Annotated in this window: 12 protein-coding genes; 8 read left to right on the forward strand and 4 right to left on the reverse strand. The window is 60.7% G+C overall.

Going from position 1 to position 16,106, the window contains the following annotated elements:
* Window positions 1-515: 515 nt before the first annotated feature.
* Entirely contained in the window at window positions 516-1,040 is a 525-nt protein-coding gene (locus tag EC919_RS09850; protein ID WP_243842233.1) for a GNAT family N-acetyltransferase, read from the reverse strand.
* Window positions 1,041-1,749: 709 nt separating this feature from the next.
* The gene (acnB, locus tag EC919_RS09855; RefSeq protein ID WP_133773430.1) at window positions 1,750-4,359 is read right to left on the reverse strand and encodes a bifunctional aconitate hydratase 2/2-methylisocitrate dehydratase; all 2,610 of its coding nucleotides are present in this window, start codon (window positions 4,357-4,359) and stop codon (window positions 1,750-1,752) included.
* Window positions 4,360-4,771: 412 nt separating this feature from the next.
* Between acnB and EC919_RS09860 the strand changes: the two genes are divergently transcribed.
* The 6 genes from EC919_RS09860 (at window position 4,772) to EC919_RS09885 (ending at window position 11,107) form a co-directional block, all read left to right on the forward strand.
* Window positions 4,772-5,245, forward strand: coding sequence for a DUF1289 domain-containing protein (locus tag EC919_RS09860; RefSeq protein ID WP_133773431.1), 474 nt, complete (start codon window positions 4,772-4,774; stop codon window positions 5,243-5,245).
* Window positions 5,246-5,364: 119 nt separating this feature from the next.
* Window positions 5,365-5,973, forward strand: a complete 609-nt coding sequence (locus EC919_RS09865) for a tRNA-(ms[2]io[6]A)-hydroxylase (protein ID WP_133773488.1) — start codon at window positions 5,365-5,367, stop codon at window positions 5,971-5,973.
* A gap of 280 nt (window positions 5,974-6,253) precedes the next feature.
* Entirely contained in the window at window positions 6,254-6,727 is a 474-nt protein-coding gene (locus tag EC919_RS09870) for a MarR family winged helix-turn-helix transcriptional regulator (protein WP_133773433.1), read from the forward strand.
* Window positions 6,724-8,217, forward strand: coding sequence for an efflux transporter outer membrane subunit (locus tag EC919_RS09875; protein WP_133773436.1), 1,494 nt, complete (start codon window positions 6,724-6,726; stop codon window positions 8,215-8,217). Before EC919_RS09870 ends, EC919_RS09875 begins: the two co-directional genes overlap by 4 nt.
* Window positions 8,218-8,227: 10 nt before the next feature.
* On the forward strand, window positions 8,228-9,505 hold the full coding sequence (locus tag EC919_RS09880) for an efflux RND transporter periplasmic adaptor subunit (RefSeq protein ID WP_133773437.1): 1,278 nt from the start codon (window positions 8,228-8,230) through the stop codon (window positions 9,503-9,505).
* A gap of 69 nt (window positions 9,506-9,574) precedes the next feature.
* A complete protein-coding gene (locus tag EC919_RS09885) occupies window positions 9,575-11,107 on the forward strand; it encodes a DHA2 family efflux MFS transporter permease subunit (protein WP_133773439.1) in 1,533 nt (510 codons plus the stop codon).
* 183 nt (window positions 11,108-11,290) lie between these two features.
* Here the strand turns inward: EC919_RS09885 and EC919_RS09890 are convergent, their stop codons facing one another.
* Together EC919_RS09890 and EC919_RS09895 are read right to left on the reverse strand one after the other, a co-directional pair.
* Window positions 11,291-12,055 (reverse strand): UDP-2,3-diacylglucosamine diphosphatase, encoded by a 765-nt coding sequence (locus EC919_RS09890; protein WP_133773441.1) that lies wholly within the window; start codon window positions 12,053-12,055, stop codon window positions 11,291-11,293.
* A complete protein-coding gene (locus tag EC919_RS09895) occupies window positions 12,052-12,555 on the reverse strand; it encodes a peptidylprolyl isomerase (protein ID WP_133773443.1) in 504 nt (167 codons plus the stop codon). Before EC919_RS09895 ends, EC919_RS09890 begins: the two co-directional genes overlap by 4 nt.
* Window positions 12,556-12,829: 274 nt before the next feature.
* Here EC919_RS09895 and EC919_RS09900 point away from each other — a divergent pair, with 274 nt between their 5' ends.
* Together EC919_RS09900 and cysS are read left to right on the forward strand one after the other, a co-directional pair.
* Entirely contained in the window at window positions 12,830-14,527 is a 1,698-nt protein-coding gene (locus EC919_RS09900) for a glutamine--tRNA ligase/YqeY domain fusion protein (RefSeq protein ID WP_133773445.1), read from the forward strand.
* A 10-nt stretch (window positions 14,528-14,537) separates the two neighbouring features.
* Window positions 14,538-15,920 carry a cysteine--tRNA ligase gene (gene cysS, locus EC919_RS09905; RefSeq protein WP_133773447.1) on the forward strand — a complete coding sequence of 461 codons (1,383 nt, stop codon included), beginning with the start codon at window positions 14,538-14,540 and terminating at the stop codon, window positions 15,918-15,920.
* Window positions 15,921-16,106: the final 186 nt, after the last annotated feature.

A 16,106-nucleotide genomic window follows, 5' to 3' on the forward strand; every position in this document is an offset into this window, starting at 1 on the left:
CATGTCCTGACGGCGCTCTCGCCGCATCCATGCGGCTCGACCCACTCCGCGAGACCTGCGTTCAGCCTGCACCCAAGTCGCGATTGGCGGTGACTGGACTTTTTGTGTAGGGAGATCAAGATCAAAAGCGCGTTTAGGCAGATCAACAGCTTCCCGGCTGAAGCCGGTCCTACGGTCGAGGTCGTCGCCAGTGTCATTGGATGCACGCCATACCCTGGTAGGACCGGCTTTAGCCGGGAAGGGGCTGGTCTGGGCACCAACAATCTTGCGGTTCAACGCTTGATCGTTCCCACGCTCCGCGTGGGCATGCATCCCGCGACGCTCCGCGTCACTTCGCGTACGACCTGCAAAGTGCTTTCGCCGCGTGACGCGGAGCATCCGGGGCGGCATTAACGCTCCGCCCGCCGTTTCACTGGCTGTATGCATCCCCCTGTAGGAGCCGGCTTGCTGGCGAACGCAGTGGGTCTGTTGTGAAGATGTCGACAGACTGACTGTTTTCGCCAGCAAGCCGGCTCCTACGAGGTCGGCGTTGCGCCCTTATTCAACCGCGCCATGCTGATGGCGTCGACGAGGACGCCGTCGCGTATGGCGTAGTCGCGCAGGCGGCCTTCGGTTTCGAAGCCGAATTTGCGGTAGAGCGCCAAAGCGGCTTCGTTGTCGGCAAACACGGTCAGTTCAACCCGGTGCAGGTTCATCCAGTTGTCTGCGACTTCCAGAACGGCGGCCATGAGTCGCGACCCCACCCCTTTTCCCTGCCACCCCGCCGCCACGCCCATGCCGATGGCGCCAACGTGGCGCTGGCGAATGCGCGCGTATTGCTCCAGCCCAATGTTGCCGATCACCTGACCCTGATGCAAAGCGACCAGCTTTAATGAGCGTTCATCCGCTCCTGCCAGCCGTTTACGCCAAACATCGGCCGACTGATACGGCATCTGAAGCACCTGACGGCACACCGCGGGGTCGTTATACAACGCCGTGACACCCTCGATATGGGCCTCGGTAAAACGATGGATCACCACCTGATCAACAGCAACATTCACTGGATTCATCCTTTGAAAACAGAAAGAGGGGACAGTCTAAGCGGCTGATTGCGGACCTGGCTACGGCGACGCAGAGCGTCACGGTATACGGGCCCACGCAGAGCGTGGGAACGATCAGGTCACGATCAGCCGCAAGCCCAATGATCGAGTGCAGAGCTCGCCAGCGAACGGGGGTGTCAGAGGATTGAAATGCAGTCGACCCACCGCGTTCGCGGGCAAGCGCGCTCCTACAAAGGAATTCATTCAGCCAGCGACACCGCGTTACGTCCGTAGGACCGGCTTTAGCCGGGAAGCCTTTGACCTGCTGCCCTTGATCTGCTTGTGAACTGCCTTTGATCTTCATACGCAGAAAGTCCAGTCACCGCCAAGCGCGACTTGGGTGCAGGCCGAACGCAGACGACGCGGAGTGGGCCGAGCCGCAGGGATGCGGCGAGAGCGCCGTCAGGACATGGATGTCCGTTCGGCGCGGGCCCACGGAGCGTCGTCGGAGTGAGGGAACCCCGAGGAACGAGGGGCCAAACCAGGAGCAAGCACCCTTGGTTACTTGGGGTGCTTTTCCAAGTAACTCGCCGAAGGCGAAACCGTTGGCCGTTAGGCCAACTCCAGCGCCACCACAAAAATTCGCATAAACCCCAAATACCCGCGCCAGCAAAAAAAACCCATAAAAAAACCCCGCCGAAGCGGGGTTCTCTCAACACGGTCTCAGCTATTAAGCCTGAACCACCGGGATATTAGCGTTCGCTGCAGCCTCACGGAATTCCGCGATCTGATCGAAGCTCAAGTAACGGTAAACATCGGCAGCCATGCTGTCGATCTTGCCCGCGTACTCCATATACTCCTCGACCGTCGGCAGACGACCCAGAATCGACGCCACAGACGCCAACTCAGCCGACGCCAGATACACGTTCGCTCCATCACCCAAACGGTTCGGGAAGTTACGGGTCGACGTCGATACTACGGTCGAATTCGGCTCTACACGTGCCTGGTTACCCATGCACAGCGAGCAGCCCGGCATTTCCATGCGCGCGCCAGCCTTGCCGTAGATCCCGTAGTAGCCTTCCTCGGTCAGTTGATGAGCATCCATCTTGGTCGGCGGCGACAGCCACAGACGCGTAGGAAGCTGACCCTTGACCTGATCCAGCAACTTGCCCGCAGCGCGGAAGTGACCGATGTTGGTCATGCACGAACCGATGAACACTTCGTCGATCTTCTCGCCAGCAACGCTGGACAGCAGACGGGCGTCGTCCGGATCGTTCGGCGCGCAGAGCACAGGCTCTTTGATGTCGGCCAGGTCGATCTCGATGATCTCTTCGTACTCGGCATCAGCGTCCGCAACCATGAGTTCCGGATTGGCCACCCAGGCTTCCATCGCTTGAGCACGACGCTCCAGGGTGCGCGGATCGCCGTAACCCTGTTCGATCATCCAGCGCAGCAGGGTGATGTTCGAGTTCAGGTATTCGGTGATCGATTCTTTCGACAGCTTGATCGTGCAACCTGCGGCAGAACGTTCGGCCGAGGCGTCGGACAGTTCGAATGCCTGCTCGATGCTCAGGTTGTCCAGGCCTTCAATTTCCAGGATGCGGCCGGAGAAGGCGTTTTTCTTGCCTTTCTTCTCGACGGTCAGCAAACCCTTCTGGATCGCAAAGTAAGGAATCGCGTGAACCAGGTCGCGCAGGGTGATGCCCGGTTGCATCTCGCCCTTGAAGCGGACCAGGATCGACTCAGGCATATCCAGTGGCATCACGCCAGTGGCCGCTGCAAACGCAACCAGACCAGAACCGGCCGGGAACGAAATCCCCATCGGGAAACGGGTGTGGGAGTCACCACCGGTACCGACGGTGTCCGGCAGCAGCATGCGGTTCAGCCAGCTGTGGATGATGCCATCGCCCGGACGCAGGGAAACGCCGCCGCGGGTCATGATGAAGTCAGGCAGCGTGTGGTGCGTGGTCACGTCGATCGGCTTTGGATACGCCGCGGTGTGGCAGAACGACTGCATCACCAGATCGGTGGAGAAGCCCAGGCACGCCAGGTCTTTCAGTTCATCACGGGTCATTGGACCGGTGGTGTCCTGAGAACCGACGGTGGTCATCTTCGGTTCACAGTAGGTGCCAGGACGCACACCTTTGCCTTCCGGCAGACCGCAGGCCTTGCCCACCATCTTCTGCGCCAGGGTGAAACCTTTGCCGGTGTCGACAGGGGCTTCAGGCAGCTTGAACAGGTCGGTCGGGCCAAGACCCAATTCAGCGCGCGCCTTGTCGGTCAGGCCACGGCCGATGATCAGCGGGATACGACCGCCAGCACGGACTTCGTCCAGCAGCACAGGGGTCTTCAGTTCGAAGGTGGTGATGACTTCTTCGCTGTCGTGCTTGCAGACTTTGCCTGCGTACGGGTAGACGTCGATCACGTCGCCCATGTTGATGTTCGAGACATCGAATTCGATTGGCAGGGCGCCGGCATCTTCCATCGTGTTGTAGAAGATCGGGGCAATTTTGGTGCCGAAGCAGAAACCGCCCGCGCGCTTGTTCGGTACGTTCGGGACGTCGTCGCCGAAGAACCACAGCACCGAGTTGGTTGCCGACTTGCGCGAAGAACCGGTACCGACCACGTCGCCGACGTAAGCGATAGGGAAGCCCTGGCCGCGCATTTCTTCGATCTGTTTCATCGGGCCGATGGAGCCCTGAACGTCAGGCACGATGCCTTCCCGGGCCATCTTCAACATGGCGAGGGCGTGCAGCGGGATGTCCGGACGCGACCATGCATCAGGTGCAGGCGACAAGTCGTCGGTGTTGGTTTCGCCGGTGACCTTGAAGACGCGCAGGCTGATCTTCTCGGCCAGGGTCGGACGCTTGCGGAACCACTCGCCGTCAGCCCAGGACTGCAGAACGCCTTGGGCGATTGCATTACCGTTTTTGGCTTTTTCAGCGACGTCGTGGAACGCGTCGAACATCAGCAGGGTGTGCTTGAGTTGGTCGGCAGCGACCTGACCCAATGCAGCGTCGTCCAGCAGTTCGACCATGGTCACGATGTTGTAACCGCCCTGCATGGTGCCGAGCAGCTCTACAGCGTGTTTGCGGTCCAGCAGAGGGGAGGTGACTTCGCCCTTGGCCAGAGCGGACAGGAAACCGGCTTTGACGTAGGCAGCTTCGTCAACGCCAGGTGGAACGCGATTGGTGATCAGATCAAGCAGAAAAGCTTCTTCGCCAGCCGGTGGGTTTTTCAGCAGCTCGACCAGGCCTGCGGTTTGTTCGGCGTTAAGCGGCTGGGGCACGATACCCAGGGCGGCACGCTCTTCGATGTGTTTACGGTAGGCTTCAAGCACAGTATTACCCTCATCAGTGGTCCCAAATGGGTGTCCGGGACGCTCATCCAGAGAAGGTCCGCATCGGCGCGCTCGAACTTTTTAAAGTTTCTTGGCAGGAAGCTGACGATCTCCAACAGAAGCTGTTTTCAAAGTTTTACGCCTGCATCGAACGGTTTGAGAGGGGAACGCAGGGCGAACCTGCGTTAAACCGGACTGCGGGGTTGGGCTCTCTACGAGGGTAAAAGGCCCTGACTGTGCTCGTGACGCTTTGAAAACAGCTTCCAACGGACATTGGCGCCTTAAAAGGCCCGGTGATTCTACGGTAAAAAACCGCTGAAGGTAAGTTAGCCCCTACAGGTTGAAGGGTGTACCTCGTTAGACAAAGGGCTAACATGCCGGCTTGTTTCGTTTGCCGTCGTGTTGCCTTGCCATGCCCAATCAAATCATCAAGACGCCCTGCGTGGGCCTGTGCTCCACCGTCTACGGGGACCTCGTGTGCCGGGGATGCAAGCGCTTCCACCACGAAGTGATTCACTGGAACGGCTACGACGAGGATGCAAAGCGCGCGGTCTGGCTGCGCCTGGAACAGCTCCTGGTGCAGGTGATGGCGGGGAAGGTCGAGGTATTCGATCGGGCAAAGCTGCGGTCGCAACTGGAGCAACGCAAAATCCGTTTCGTCCCGCATCAGTCCGAATATTGCTGGGCGTACCAGTTGATTGCCCGGGGCGCGCGGGTGATCAACCAGCTGGACGCCTACGGCATGGTGCTGCTGCCGGAATTTCGCGACTGGTCGCTGCCTGAGCTGCGCGATGCCATTGATCGGGAATTCTTCCTGCTCTCCGAAGCGCACTACGAGCGTTACATTGCGCCGGGCTTCCTCAAGGATGCGATGGGCGCGGTCTGACAGCGGCGTGACACTCACGCTCGTGCGGTGATTACAGCGCTTTTCATCTGCGCAGGCTGGCTCTGCCCGTCAGGCTCCGTATAATGCTGCGCCTTGCCCAGCCAGCCATCCGTGAACCCATGCAGATTTATCCAGAAATCGACGCCTTCCTGCTTTGCCCCACGCCCGACAGTTGGGTTCAGGCCGCCTTGCAGAATCTGGATATCCTGCTGATCGATCACGCCAACAATGAAAAGAAGGCCGCCGGTGCGGCATTTCAGTTCATGTTCCAGTACAACGACAAGTTCGATCTGCTGGCCAAGATGTCGCGGCTGGCCCGCGAAGAGCTGCGTCACTTCGAACAGGTGATCGGCATCATCAAGAAGCGCAACATTCCGATGGCCAATATCAGTTCGGCGCGCTATGCCGGGTCGTTGCGCAAACTCGTTCGCACCCACAACCCCTATCGCCTGACCGACGCGCTGGTCGTCGGCGCCATCGTTGAAGCGCGCTCCTGCGAACGCTTCGCTGCGCTGGTGCCGCATCTGGACGAAGACCTGTCGAAGTTCTACGCCAGCCTGCTCAAGTCCGAAGCCCGGCATTTTCAGGATTACCTGAAGCTCGCCTACACCTACGGCACCGAGGCGGACGTCGACGCCAAGATCGAAGAAATTCGCCTGGCCGAGCGCGAGCTGATCCTGAGCCCGGACGAAGACTTCCGTTTTCACAGTGGTGTGCCGGCGGTTTAAACGCCCTCTCTGACGAGCCCAGACTGTAGGAGCCGGCTTGCTGGCGAACCGGGTCTGCCATCCAATAGATCAGCGACTGGCAGATCTCATTCGCCAGCAAGCCGGCTCCTACAGTCGGGGCGCCCGCATTTTCATCAACATACTCTGAGATCCGATCTTTGCTCGGCGAACCACGTTCGTCCGATTTCGTGCACCTTAAATATTGTTTCATTGTGTGTTTACTGCCTAGGCAGTAAGATCCGCTCCATTCACTGCCTAAGCAGATAATGGGTGGCTATCAATGGCACATTTCACTCCTGAAAACTTTCACGACAGTCTGCTGGGCATGTTGCTGGGCCGGACTGAGCAGCTGAAAAACCGCATCCTCGACCGGCATCTCGAGCCCCACGGCGTCACCGCTCAGCAATTCAAGGTGCTGGTGATGATCGCGCGTTTTTGCGCCGAGACCCCGGCTGATATTTGCCGCATGTTGAACCTCGACAGTGGTTCGATGACCCGCATGCTCGACCGTCTGGAGCAGAAAAGTCTGCTGTCCCGCGCGCGTTCTGAATCCGATCGACGCCAGGTGCAACTGGTGCTGACCGAAGAAGGCAAAGCGCTCTCCGACCTGCTGCCGGAAATCGGCGCACACGCGATGAACGAGATGGTGGGCGTGCTGGAAGACAGCGAGCTGCTGGCGCTGGAAAAAATCCTGACGAAAATTCTGGTTGCCTCGGGCGACCCCATCACGATTGCCCGGATCGCCGAACAATGAGCACTCACCTTCAGCGGGGCTCGACCCTGCGCACGTCCCTGAGCCTGATAGTTGTGGCACTGGTGCTGGCCGGTTGCGCCAGTTCCAAAGGCCTGAAAACCGAAGCCGTCGGCATTGATGCCAACAGTCTGCAGAGTGCGCAAAGCCTCAACGGCATCACCCTGTCGCCGGCGGCGTGGCCGAAGCGCGACTGGTGGACCCGCCTGGGCGATCCGCAACTTAATAACCTGATCACCGAAGCACTGCGCGACAGCCCGGACATGCAGATTGCTGCAGCCCGCACCCATCAGGCCACTGCGCAGGCGTATGCCGCCGACGCCGAACGCATGCCGACCGTGGATGCCGACGCCAGCATCAGCCGTTCGCGCCTGGCCCGTGACCAGGACCCGACCGGGGCAGGCGGGCGCTACAGCACCTTGCGCAGCCTGAGCGCTGGCTTCAATTACAACTTCGACCTGTGGGGCGGCCAGCGGGCTGCCTGGGAAGCAGCATTGGGCCAGGCCCGTGCCAGCGAAGTCGATCAGCAAGCGGCGCAGCTGACCCTGGCTGCCGACGTCGCCCGTGCCTACAGCGACCTGGGCCAGGCCTACATCGTCCGCGATCTGGCGGCCGAAGACCTCAAACGCACAAGTCAATTGCTGGACCTCGGGTCGCGGCGCTTCAAATCGGGCATCGACAGCGAGTACCAGTACGAGCAGACCCAGAGCCTGGAAGCCAACTCTCGCGAGTCGTTGGCAGATGCGGAAAAAAGCCTGCGCAGCGCGAAAATCCAGCTGGCCGTCCTGATGGGCAAAGGCCCGGACCGTGGCGAACAGCTGAGCCGGCCGGCGGTGCTGCAACCTGCTGTCGTGGCCCTGCCTTCGGTGGTGCCCGCCGAGTTGCTGGGCCGCCGCCCGGATCTGGTCGCAGCGCGCTGGCGGGTTGAAGCGGCGAGCAAAAACATCGACGTCAGCAAGACCAACTTCTACCCGAACCTCAACCTGAGTGCGTCGGCAGGGGTGGAGTCGCTGTTGGGGGACGCGATGTTCGGCTCGGCCAGTCGCTTCTTCAACGTGGCGCCGACGGTGTCGCTGCCGATTTTCGACGGTGGCCGTCGCCGTGCCGACCTTGATGCGCGGGACGCCGACTACGACCTTGCCGTGGCGCAGTACAACAAGACGCTGGTCCGGGCGCTGGGCGATGTCAGCGATGGCATCGGCCAGCTGCGCGACATCCGCCGCCAGATCGAGGCGCGCCAGCAGGCGACCGACGTGATTCAGAAATCCTACGACACCGTCGTTCAGCGCTACTCCTCGGGCATCGGCAACTACCTGGACGTGCTGAGCGTCGAGCAACAACTGCTGCAATCGCAACGCCAACAGGCTGATCTCAACGCGGAACGAATCGATCTTTCGATCCAGTTGATGCAGGCCCTCGGGGGAGGCTTCGAAGAAAGCAAGTCCGGCGACAACGCCGCCCCGGTCGTCCCGTCAACTGCTTCGCTACATTAAGGTAATCGTCATGGCCACTGCCACTACCGACAACAACGCTGCAAACGAACAAAAGGACGTCAATGCATCGGCGTCTGACAAGGCCGCTGACAAATCAGCTGACAAAAGCGCCGAGCAAACCACACCGACCAAGAATCCGCGCAAGCGCAAGCTGTTGTTGCTCGGCCTGCTGCTGATCGTGGTGCTTGGTGTGATCGGCGTCTGGGCCTGGTACGAGATGTACGGTCGCTGGAGCGAGAGCACCGACGATGCCTATGTAAACGGCAACGTCGTGGAGATCACCCCGCAAGTCACCGGCACCGTGGTCAGCATCGGCGCCGACGATGGCGACTTGGTCCGCGAAGGGCAGGTGCTGGTGCGATTCGACCCGAATGACGCCGAAGTGGCGCTGCAAAGTGCTGAAGCCAATCTGGCCAAAGTCGTGCGTCAGGTGCGCGGTCTTTACAGCAACGTCGACGGCATGAAAGCCCAACTGGCGGCTCAGCGCGCCGAAGTGCAGAGAGCCCAGGACAACTACAACCGTCGTCGCAGTCTGGCGGCGGGCGGGGCGATTTCCCAGGAGGAGCTGTCCCACGCCAAGGATGACCTGACCACCGCGCAGAACGCGTTGACCAACATCCAGCAGCAGCTGGCAACCAGCACCGCGTTGGTGGACGACACCCAGGTGTCCTCGCACCCGGACGTCAAATCGGCGGCCGCGCAACTGCGTCAGGCCTACCTGAGCAATGCGCGCAGCACGCTGATCGCGCCGGTCACCGGTTACGTCGCCAAGCGCACCGTGCAACTGGGCCAGCGGGTTCAGCCGGGCACTGCGCTGATGGCGGTGATTCCCCTCGACCAGCTGTGGATCGACGCCAACTTCAAGGAAACCCAGCTCGGCCAGATGCGCATCGGCCAGCCGGTGGACATTGAAGCGGACCTCTACGGCGGCGACGTCAAATACAGCGGCACCGTGGACAGCGTCGGCGCCGGTACCGGCAGCGCGTTTGCGTTGCTCCCCGCGCAGAACGCCACCGGTAACTGGATCAAGATCGTCCAGCGTGTGCCGGTGCGGGTTCGCATCAACGCCGACGAACTGGCCAAACACCCGCTGCGCATCGGCCTGTCGACCACCGTTGACGTGAACCTGCACGACCAGAGCGGTCCGGTGCTGGCGCAGCAACCGCCGAAGCAGCCGCTGTTCACCACCGATGTCTATGCCAAACAACTGGCCGATGCCGACACCATGATTGCCCGCGTGATTCACGAGAACAGCGCGTCAACCGGCGGCAAGACGGCCCAGCGCTGATTCGCCAATCCATCTGCCACGGCTCGTGTGTACAGGCCGTGGTGATCTTCGAGTGTCAAAGGATTCGCGATGAGTACTAACGCTCCCGCTTCTTTTACGCCGCCAAGCCTGTTGCTGACCACCATCGGCCTGTCGCTGGCGACTTTCATGCAAGTGCTCGACACGACCATCGCCAACGTGGCCTTGCCGACCATCTCCGGCAACCTCGGCGTGAGCTCTGAGCAGGGCACCTGGGTCATCACCTCGTTCGCGGTCAGTAACGCCATCGCGCTTCCGTTGACCGGCTGGCTCAGCCGACGCTTCGGGGAAGTGAAGCTGTTTCTGTGGGCGACGCTGCTGTTCGTGACCGCCTCGTTTCTCTGCGGCATTTCCACCTCGATGCCTGAGCTGGTGGGCTTCAGGGTTTTGCAGGGCATGGTTGCCGGGCCGTTGTACCCGATGACGCAAACGCTGCTGATCGCGGTGTATCCCCCGGCGAAACGGGGGATGGCACTGGCACTGCTGGCGATGGTCACCGTTGTGGCGCCGATTGCCGGCCCGATTCTCGGCGGCTGGATCACCGACAGTTACAGCTGGCCGTGGATCTTCTTCATTAACGTGCCGATCGGTCTGTTCGCGGCGTTCGTCGTGCGTCAGCAGATGGCCACACGCCCGGTCAGCACCAGTCGCCAGCCCATGGATTACGTGGGCTTGATCACGCTGATCATTGGCGTGGGGGCGCTGCAGATCGTGCTCGACAAGGGCAATGATCTGGACTGGTTCGAGTCGAATTTCATCATCATCGGTTCGGTGATTTCAGCCATTGGCCTGGCGGCGTTCGTGATCTGGGAAATGACCGATGATCATCCGGTGGTCAACCTGCGGCTGTTTGCGTTCCGCAACTTTCGCTACGGGACGATCTGTCTGGTGGCGGGCTACGCGGGGTTCTTCGGGATCAACCTGATTCTGCCCCAGTGGCTGCAAACACAGATGGGTTACACGGCGACCTATGCGGGGCTGGCGGTGGCGCCACTCGGGGTGCTGCCGGTGTTGATGTCGCCCTTCGTGGGACGTTACGCGCATAAATTCGACTTGCGCCTGCTCGCCGGTCTCGCGTTTCTGGGGATTGGCCTGAGTTGCTTCATGCGGGCAAGCTTCACCAGTCAGGTGGATTTCGAGCACATCGCGCTGGTGCAGTTGTTCATGGGGGCGGGGATTGCGCTGTTCTTCATGCCGACCTTGAGCATTCTGCTCTCCGACCTGCCGCCGTCGCAGATCGCCGACGGCTCCGGGCTGGCGACGTTCCTGCGTAACCTGGGCGGCAGCTTCGCGGCATCATTGACCACCTGGATCTGGATACGCCGCGCCGATCAGCACCACGCCTATCTGAGCGAAAGCGTGAACGCCTACGAGCCGACGACGCGGCATGCACTGGAGACCCTCGGCGGGGCGAGCAATCAGGCCTACGCGCAGCTCGATTCGATGGTCACCAGTCAGGCGTACATGATGTCGACGGTGGACTACTTCTACATGATGGGCTGGGTGTTCCTGTCGCTGATCCTGATCATCTGGCTGGCCAAACCGCCGTTCACCGCGAAGGCGGCGCCTGGGGGAGGGCATTGATCGCAGCTGTCGGGCGCAGACGGTAGGAGCGTGGCTTGTCCCGCGATCGGCCGGGAACCGGTCGTAAACCTGCGAGTGCGGTGTATCAGGTGCATCGCGTTTTACCGGTTTACTGCCGCTGCGCGCCAGATCGCGGGACAAGCCACGCTCCTACAGGTTTAGTGCCCGGCAACGAGGCTGCGTTTAGGGCTGCAGGTCGCCCTGCTCATTCGGCGAACCCGACTCTGACTCAAACGCAAACGATTCCAGATGAAAGCCCTGTTCATCGATCTGCAGCAACCACCCCTCGCGATCCCAATCCCCCAGCACGATACGCTGCGCCATGGTCTGGTCCAGTTGAACGTCGTGAACCGCAGGCCGATGGGTGTGACCATGAATCAGCGTTTTCACCCCGGACTCGTTCATCACCCGCGGCACTTCTTCCGGCGTGACGTCGACGATGTCATTGGCCTTCATCCGCGTTTGCGCGCGGCTTTCGTTGCGAAGCTTGCGGGCCAGCTTATGCCGCGTGCTAAACGGCAGATGACGCAGCACCCACAGCGTCAGCGGGTGACGCAGGTAACGGCGCATACGCATGTAGGCTTCGTCCCGGGTACACAGGCTATCGCCGTGCATCAGCAGTACCGGTTCGCCGTTGAAATTCACGACGCTCGGGTCCTTGAGCAGCGTGCAGCCCGCCGCTTTGCAAAACCCCTGACCGATCATGAAGTCGCGATTGCCATGCATCAGGAACACCCGCGTGCCGCTGTCGCTCAAGGCGCGCAGCGCCTGGCAGATCGAGCGTTGAAAGGGTGACATGGCGTCATCGCCCATCCAGGCTTCAAAAAAATCCCCAAGGATGTACAGCGACTCAGCCCCCCGCGCGCGGCCGTTCAGCAGACCGAGAAACGCCCGGGTAATGTCCGGGCGTCCTTCTTCAAGGTGCAGATCCGAGATCAGCAATATCACTCAACGATCTCGGCTTTCTCGATGATCACGTCGTCAGCCGGCACGTCTTGATGACCGGCCTTGGACGTGGTGGCGACGCCTTTGATCTTGTCGACCACGTCAGTGCCTTCCACCACTTCAGCGAACACGGCGTAACCCCAGCCCTGCACGGTCTTGGCGCTGTGGTTGAGGAAGTCGTTGTCGGCGACGTTGATGAAGAACTGTGCCGAGGCTGAATGGGGCTCCATGGTGCGGGCCATGGACACCGAATACTTCTTGTTCGGCAGGCCGTTGTCGGCTTCGTTCTGGATGCTCGGGCGCTTGTCTTTCTTCTCTTTCATGCCCGGCTCGAAGCCGCCGCCCTGGATCATGAAGTTGCCGATCACGCGGTGAAACACGGTGTTTTCGTAGTGGCCGGCTTTGACGTATTCGATGAAGTTGGCGACGGTGAGCGGCGCCTTCTCTGCGTTCAATTGCAGAACGATTTCACCGTGGTTGGTGGTCAGCTTTACTTTCGACATGGGTCAGCTCGCTCTTTGGAGTCGTGATGTGAGGCAGTGAGCGCGGCAGTCGGCCATCGGCATGCGAGGCCAGTACCGCAGATTCACCCCAGGCGCGCAGTTTACAGAGGGTAGCCGGTGCACGGGTAGTTACGATTGCGCCAGCCGTTACGACTGACAGCCCGCCCATCTCGGCAGTTTTGTCACAGCGCGCTGTCAGGGGCTTGACAGCTTCGGCTATGATAGGCGCTTTGATTTAACCGGCCTTCCTGGCCGCGACCCGTACAAGGATCCTATGAGCAAGCCCACTCAAGATGCCGCTGCGAATTCCAAGGCAGGCCCTGCCATTCCAACCAACTTCCTGCGCCCGATCGTGCAGGCTGACCTGGATTCGGGCAAGCACACCCAGATCGTGACCCGCTTCCCGCCGGAGCCCAACGGCTACCTGCACATCGGTCATGCCAAGTCGATCTGCGTCAACTTCGGTCTGGCTCAGGAATTCGGCGGCGTCACGCATCTGCGCTTCGACGACACCAACCCGGCGAAGGAAGATCAGGAATACATCGACGCCATCGAAGCCGACGTCAAATGGCTGGGCTTCGAGTGGTCCGGCGAAGTGCGTTATGCCTCGCAATACTTCGACCAGCTGTACGCCTGGGCGGTCCATCTGATCGAAACGGGCAAGGCCTACGTCGATGACCTGACCCCCGAGCAGGCTCGCGAATACCGCGGCACCCTGACCGAACCGGGCAAGAACAGCCCGTTCCGCGACCGCAGCGTCGAAGAGAACCTGGACCTGTTCAGCCGCATGAAAGCCGGCGAGTTCGAAGACGGTGCCCGCGTCCTGCGCGCCAAGATCGACATGGCTTCGCCGAACATGAACCTGCGCGATCCGATCCTCTACCGCATTCGTCACGCCCATCACCATCAGACCGGTGACAAGTGGTGCATCTACCCGATCTACGATTTCACCCACGGTCAGTCGGACGCCATCGAAGGCATTACTCATTCGATCTGCACCCTGGAATTCGAGAGCCATCGCCCGCTCTACGAGTGGTTCCTCGACAACCTGCCGGTGCCGTGCAAGCCGCGCCAGTACGAGTTCTCGCGCCTGAATCTGAACTACACCATCACCAGCAAGCGCAAGCTCAAGCAACTCGTCGATGAAAAGCACGTGCAGGGCTGGGACGACCCGCGCATGTCGACGCTGTCGGGCTTCCGCCGTCGCGGTTACACCCCGGCGTCGATCCGCAATTTCTGCGAAATGATCGGCACCAACCGCTCCGACGGCGTGGTCGATTTCGGCATGCTGGAATTCAGCATCCGTCAGGACCTGGACCACAACGCCCCGCGCGCCATGTGCGTGCTGCGTCCGCTGAAAGTCGTGATCACCAATTACCCGGAAGGCCAGGTCGACCACCTCGAACTGCCGCGCCATCCGCAGAAGGAAGAGCTCGGCGTGCGCAAGCTGCCGTTCTCCCGCGAGATCTACATCGACCGTGACGACTTCATGGAAGAGCCGCCAAAGGGCTACAAGCGTCTGGAGCCGAACGGCGAAGTGCGCCTGCGTGGCAGCTACGTGATTCGCGCTGATGAAGCGATCAAGGACGCCGACGGCAACATCGTCGAGCTGCGCTGCTCCTACGACCCGGAAACCCTGGGCAAGAACCCTGAAGGCCGCAAGGTCAAAGGCGTTGTGCACTGGGTACCGGCAGCGGAAAGCATCGAATGCGAAGTGCGTCTGTACGACCGTCTGTTCCTGTCGGCAAACCCTGAGAAAGCAGAAGAGGGCAAGACCTTCCTGGACAACATCAACCCGGGCTCCTTGCAGGTTTTGACCGGTTGTCGCGCTGAACCGTCGTTGGCTGACGCTCAGCCGGAAGACCGTTTCCAGTTCGAACGCGAAGGTTATTTCAGCGCGGATCTGAAGGACTCGAAACCCGGTCATCCGGTCTTTAACCGGACTGTGACGCTTCGCGATTCGTGGAGCTAAGGTAGGCAACGTGCTTTCTATCTACAACACGCTCAGCAAGAGCAAAGAAGTCTTCAAACCGCTGGATGGCAACAAGGTGCGCATGTACGTCTGCGGGATGACCGTGTACGACTACTGCCACCTGGGCCACGGCCGCAGCATGGTGGCGTTCGACGTCGTCACCCGCTGGCTGCGTTTCAGCGGCTACGACCTGACCTACGTGCGCAACATCACTGACATCGACGACAAGATCATCAACCGCGCCCGTGAAAACGGCGAGGCGTTCGACGCCCTGACCGCGCGCATGATCGACGCGATGCACGAGGACGAAGCGCGCCTGAACATCCTCAAGCCGGACATGGAGCCGCGGGCCACCGATTACATCGGCGGCATGCACGACATGATCCAGCGCCTGATCGACAAGGGATATGCCTACGCACCGGGCAATGGCGACGTGTACTACCGCGTCGGCAAATTCCTCGGTTACGGCAAGCTGTCGCGCAAGAAGATCGAAGACCTGCGCATCGGCGCGCGGATCGAGGTTGACGAAGCCAAGGACGACCCGCTGGATTTCGTGCTGTGGAAAGGCGTCAAGCCGGGCGAGCCTAGCTGGGAATCGCCGTGGGGCGCAGGACGCCCGGGCTGGCACATCGAATGCTCGGTGATGTCCACCTGCTGCCTGGGTGAAACCTTCGACATTCATGGTGGCGGCAGTGACCTGGAATTCCCGCACCACGAAAACGAGATTGCCCAGAGCGAAGCTGCGACCGGCAAGACCTACGCCAACGCCTGGTTGCACTGCGGCATGATCCGCATCAATGGCGAGAAGATGTCCAAGTCCTTGAACAACTTCTTCACCATTCGCGACGTGCTGGATAAATACCATCCGGAAGTGGTGCGTTACCTGCTGGTGTCGAGCCACTACCGCAGCGCGATCAACTATTCCGAAGACAGCCTGAAGGAATCCAAAGGCGCGCTGGAGCGGTTCTATCACGCGCTCAAGGGTCTGCCAGTCGCTGAACCTGCAGGGGGTGAGGCGTTCGTCGAGCGTTTCGCGGCGGCAATGAACGATGACTTCGGCACGCCGGAAGCCTGTGCGGTGCTGTTCGAGATGGTCCGCGAAATCAACCGTCTGCGTGACAGCGATGTCAATGCAGCGGCAGGTCTGGCGGCGCGTTTGAAGGAGCTGGCCAGTGTGCTGGGCGTGTTGCAGCTGGAAGCCGACGACTTCCTGCGCGCCGGCGCCGAAGGTCGTGTGGATGCCGCAGAGGTCGAAGCCTTGATTGCCGCCCGCCTGCAGGCGCGCGCTGACAAGAACTGGGCTGAAGGCGACCGCATCCGCGATCAACTCACCGCCATGGGCGTTGTGCTGGAAGACAGTAAAGGCAGCACCACCTGGCGTTTGGCGGACTGATCGTCAGCGCTCGTTAAATCGCTTTCGCGGGCAAGCGCGCTCCTACAGTGTTTGTCCGCAGATGCATCTGCGGTGATCGTTCCCACGCTCTGCGTCACTAGTGTCCGGGGAAAGTTTGTCATAGCTGAAGGATGCCTTGGGCAGCCTTCAGCTTTTCAATGCTTTTCCTCTCTAACGCCTGATTCC

The sequence above is a fragment of the Pseudomonas graminis genome (assembly GCF_004364335.1).
GTDB lineage: Bacteria > Pseudomonadota > Gammaproteobacteria > Pseudomonadales > Pseudomonadaceae > Aquipseudomonas > Aquipseudomonas graminis_D.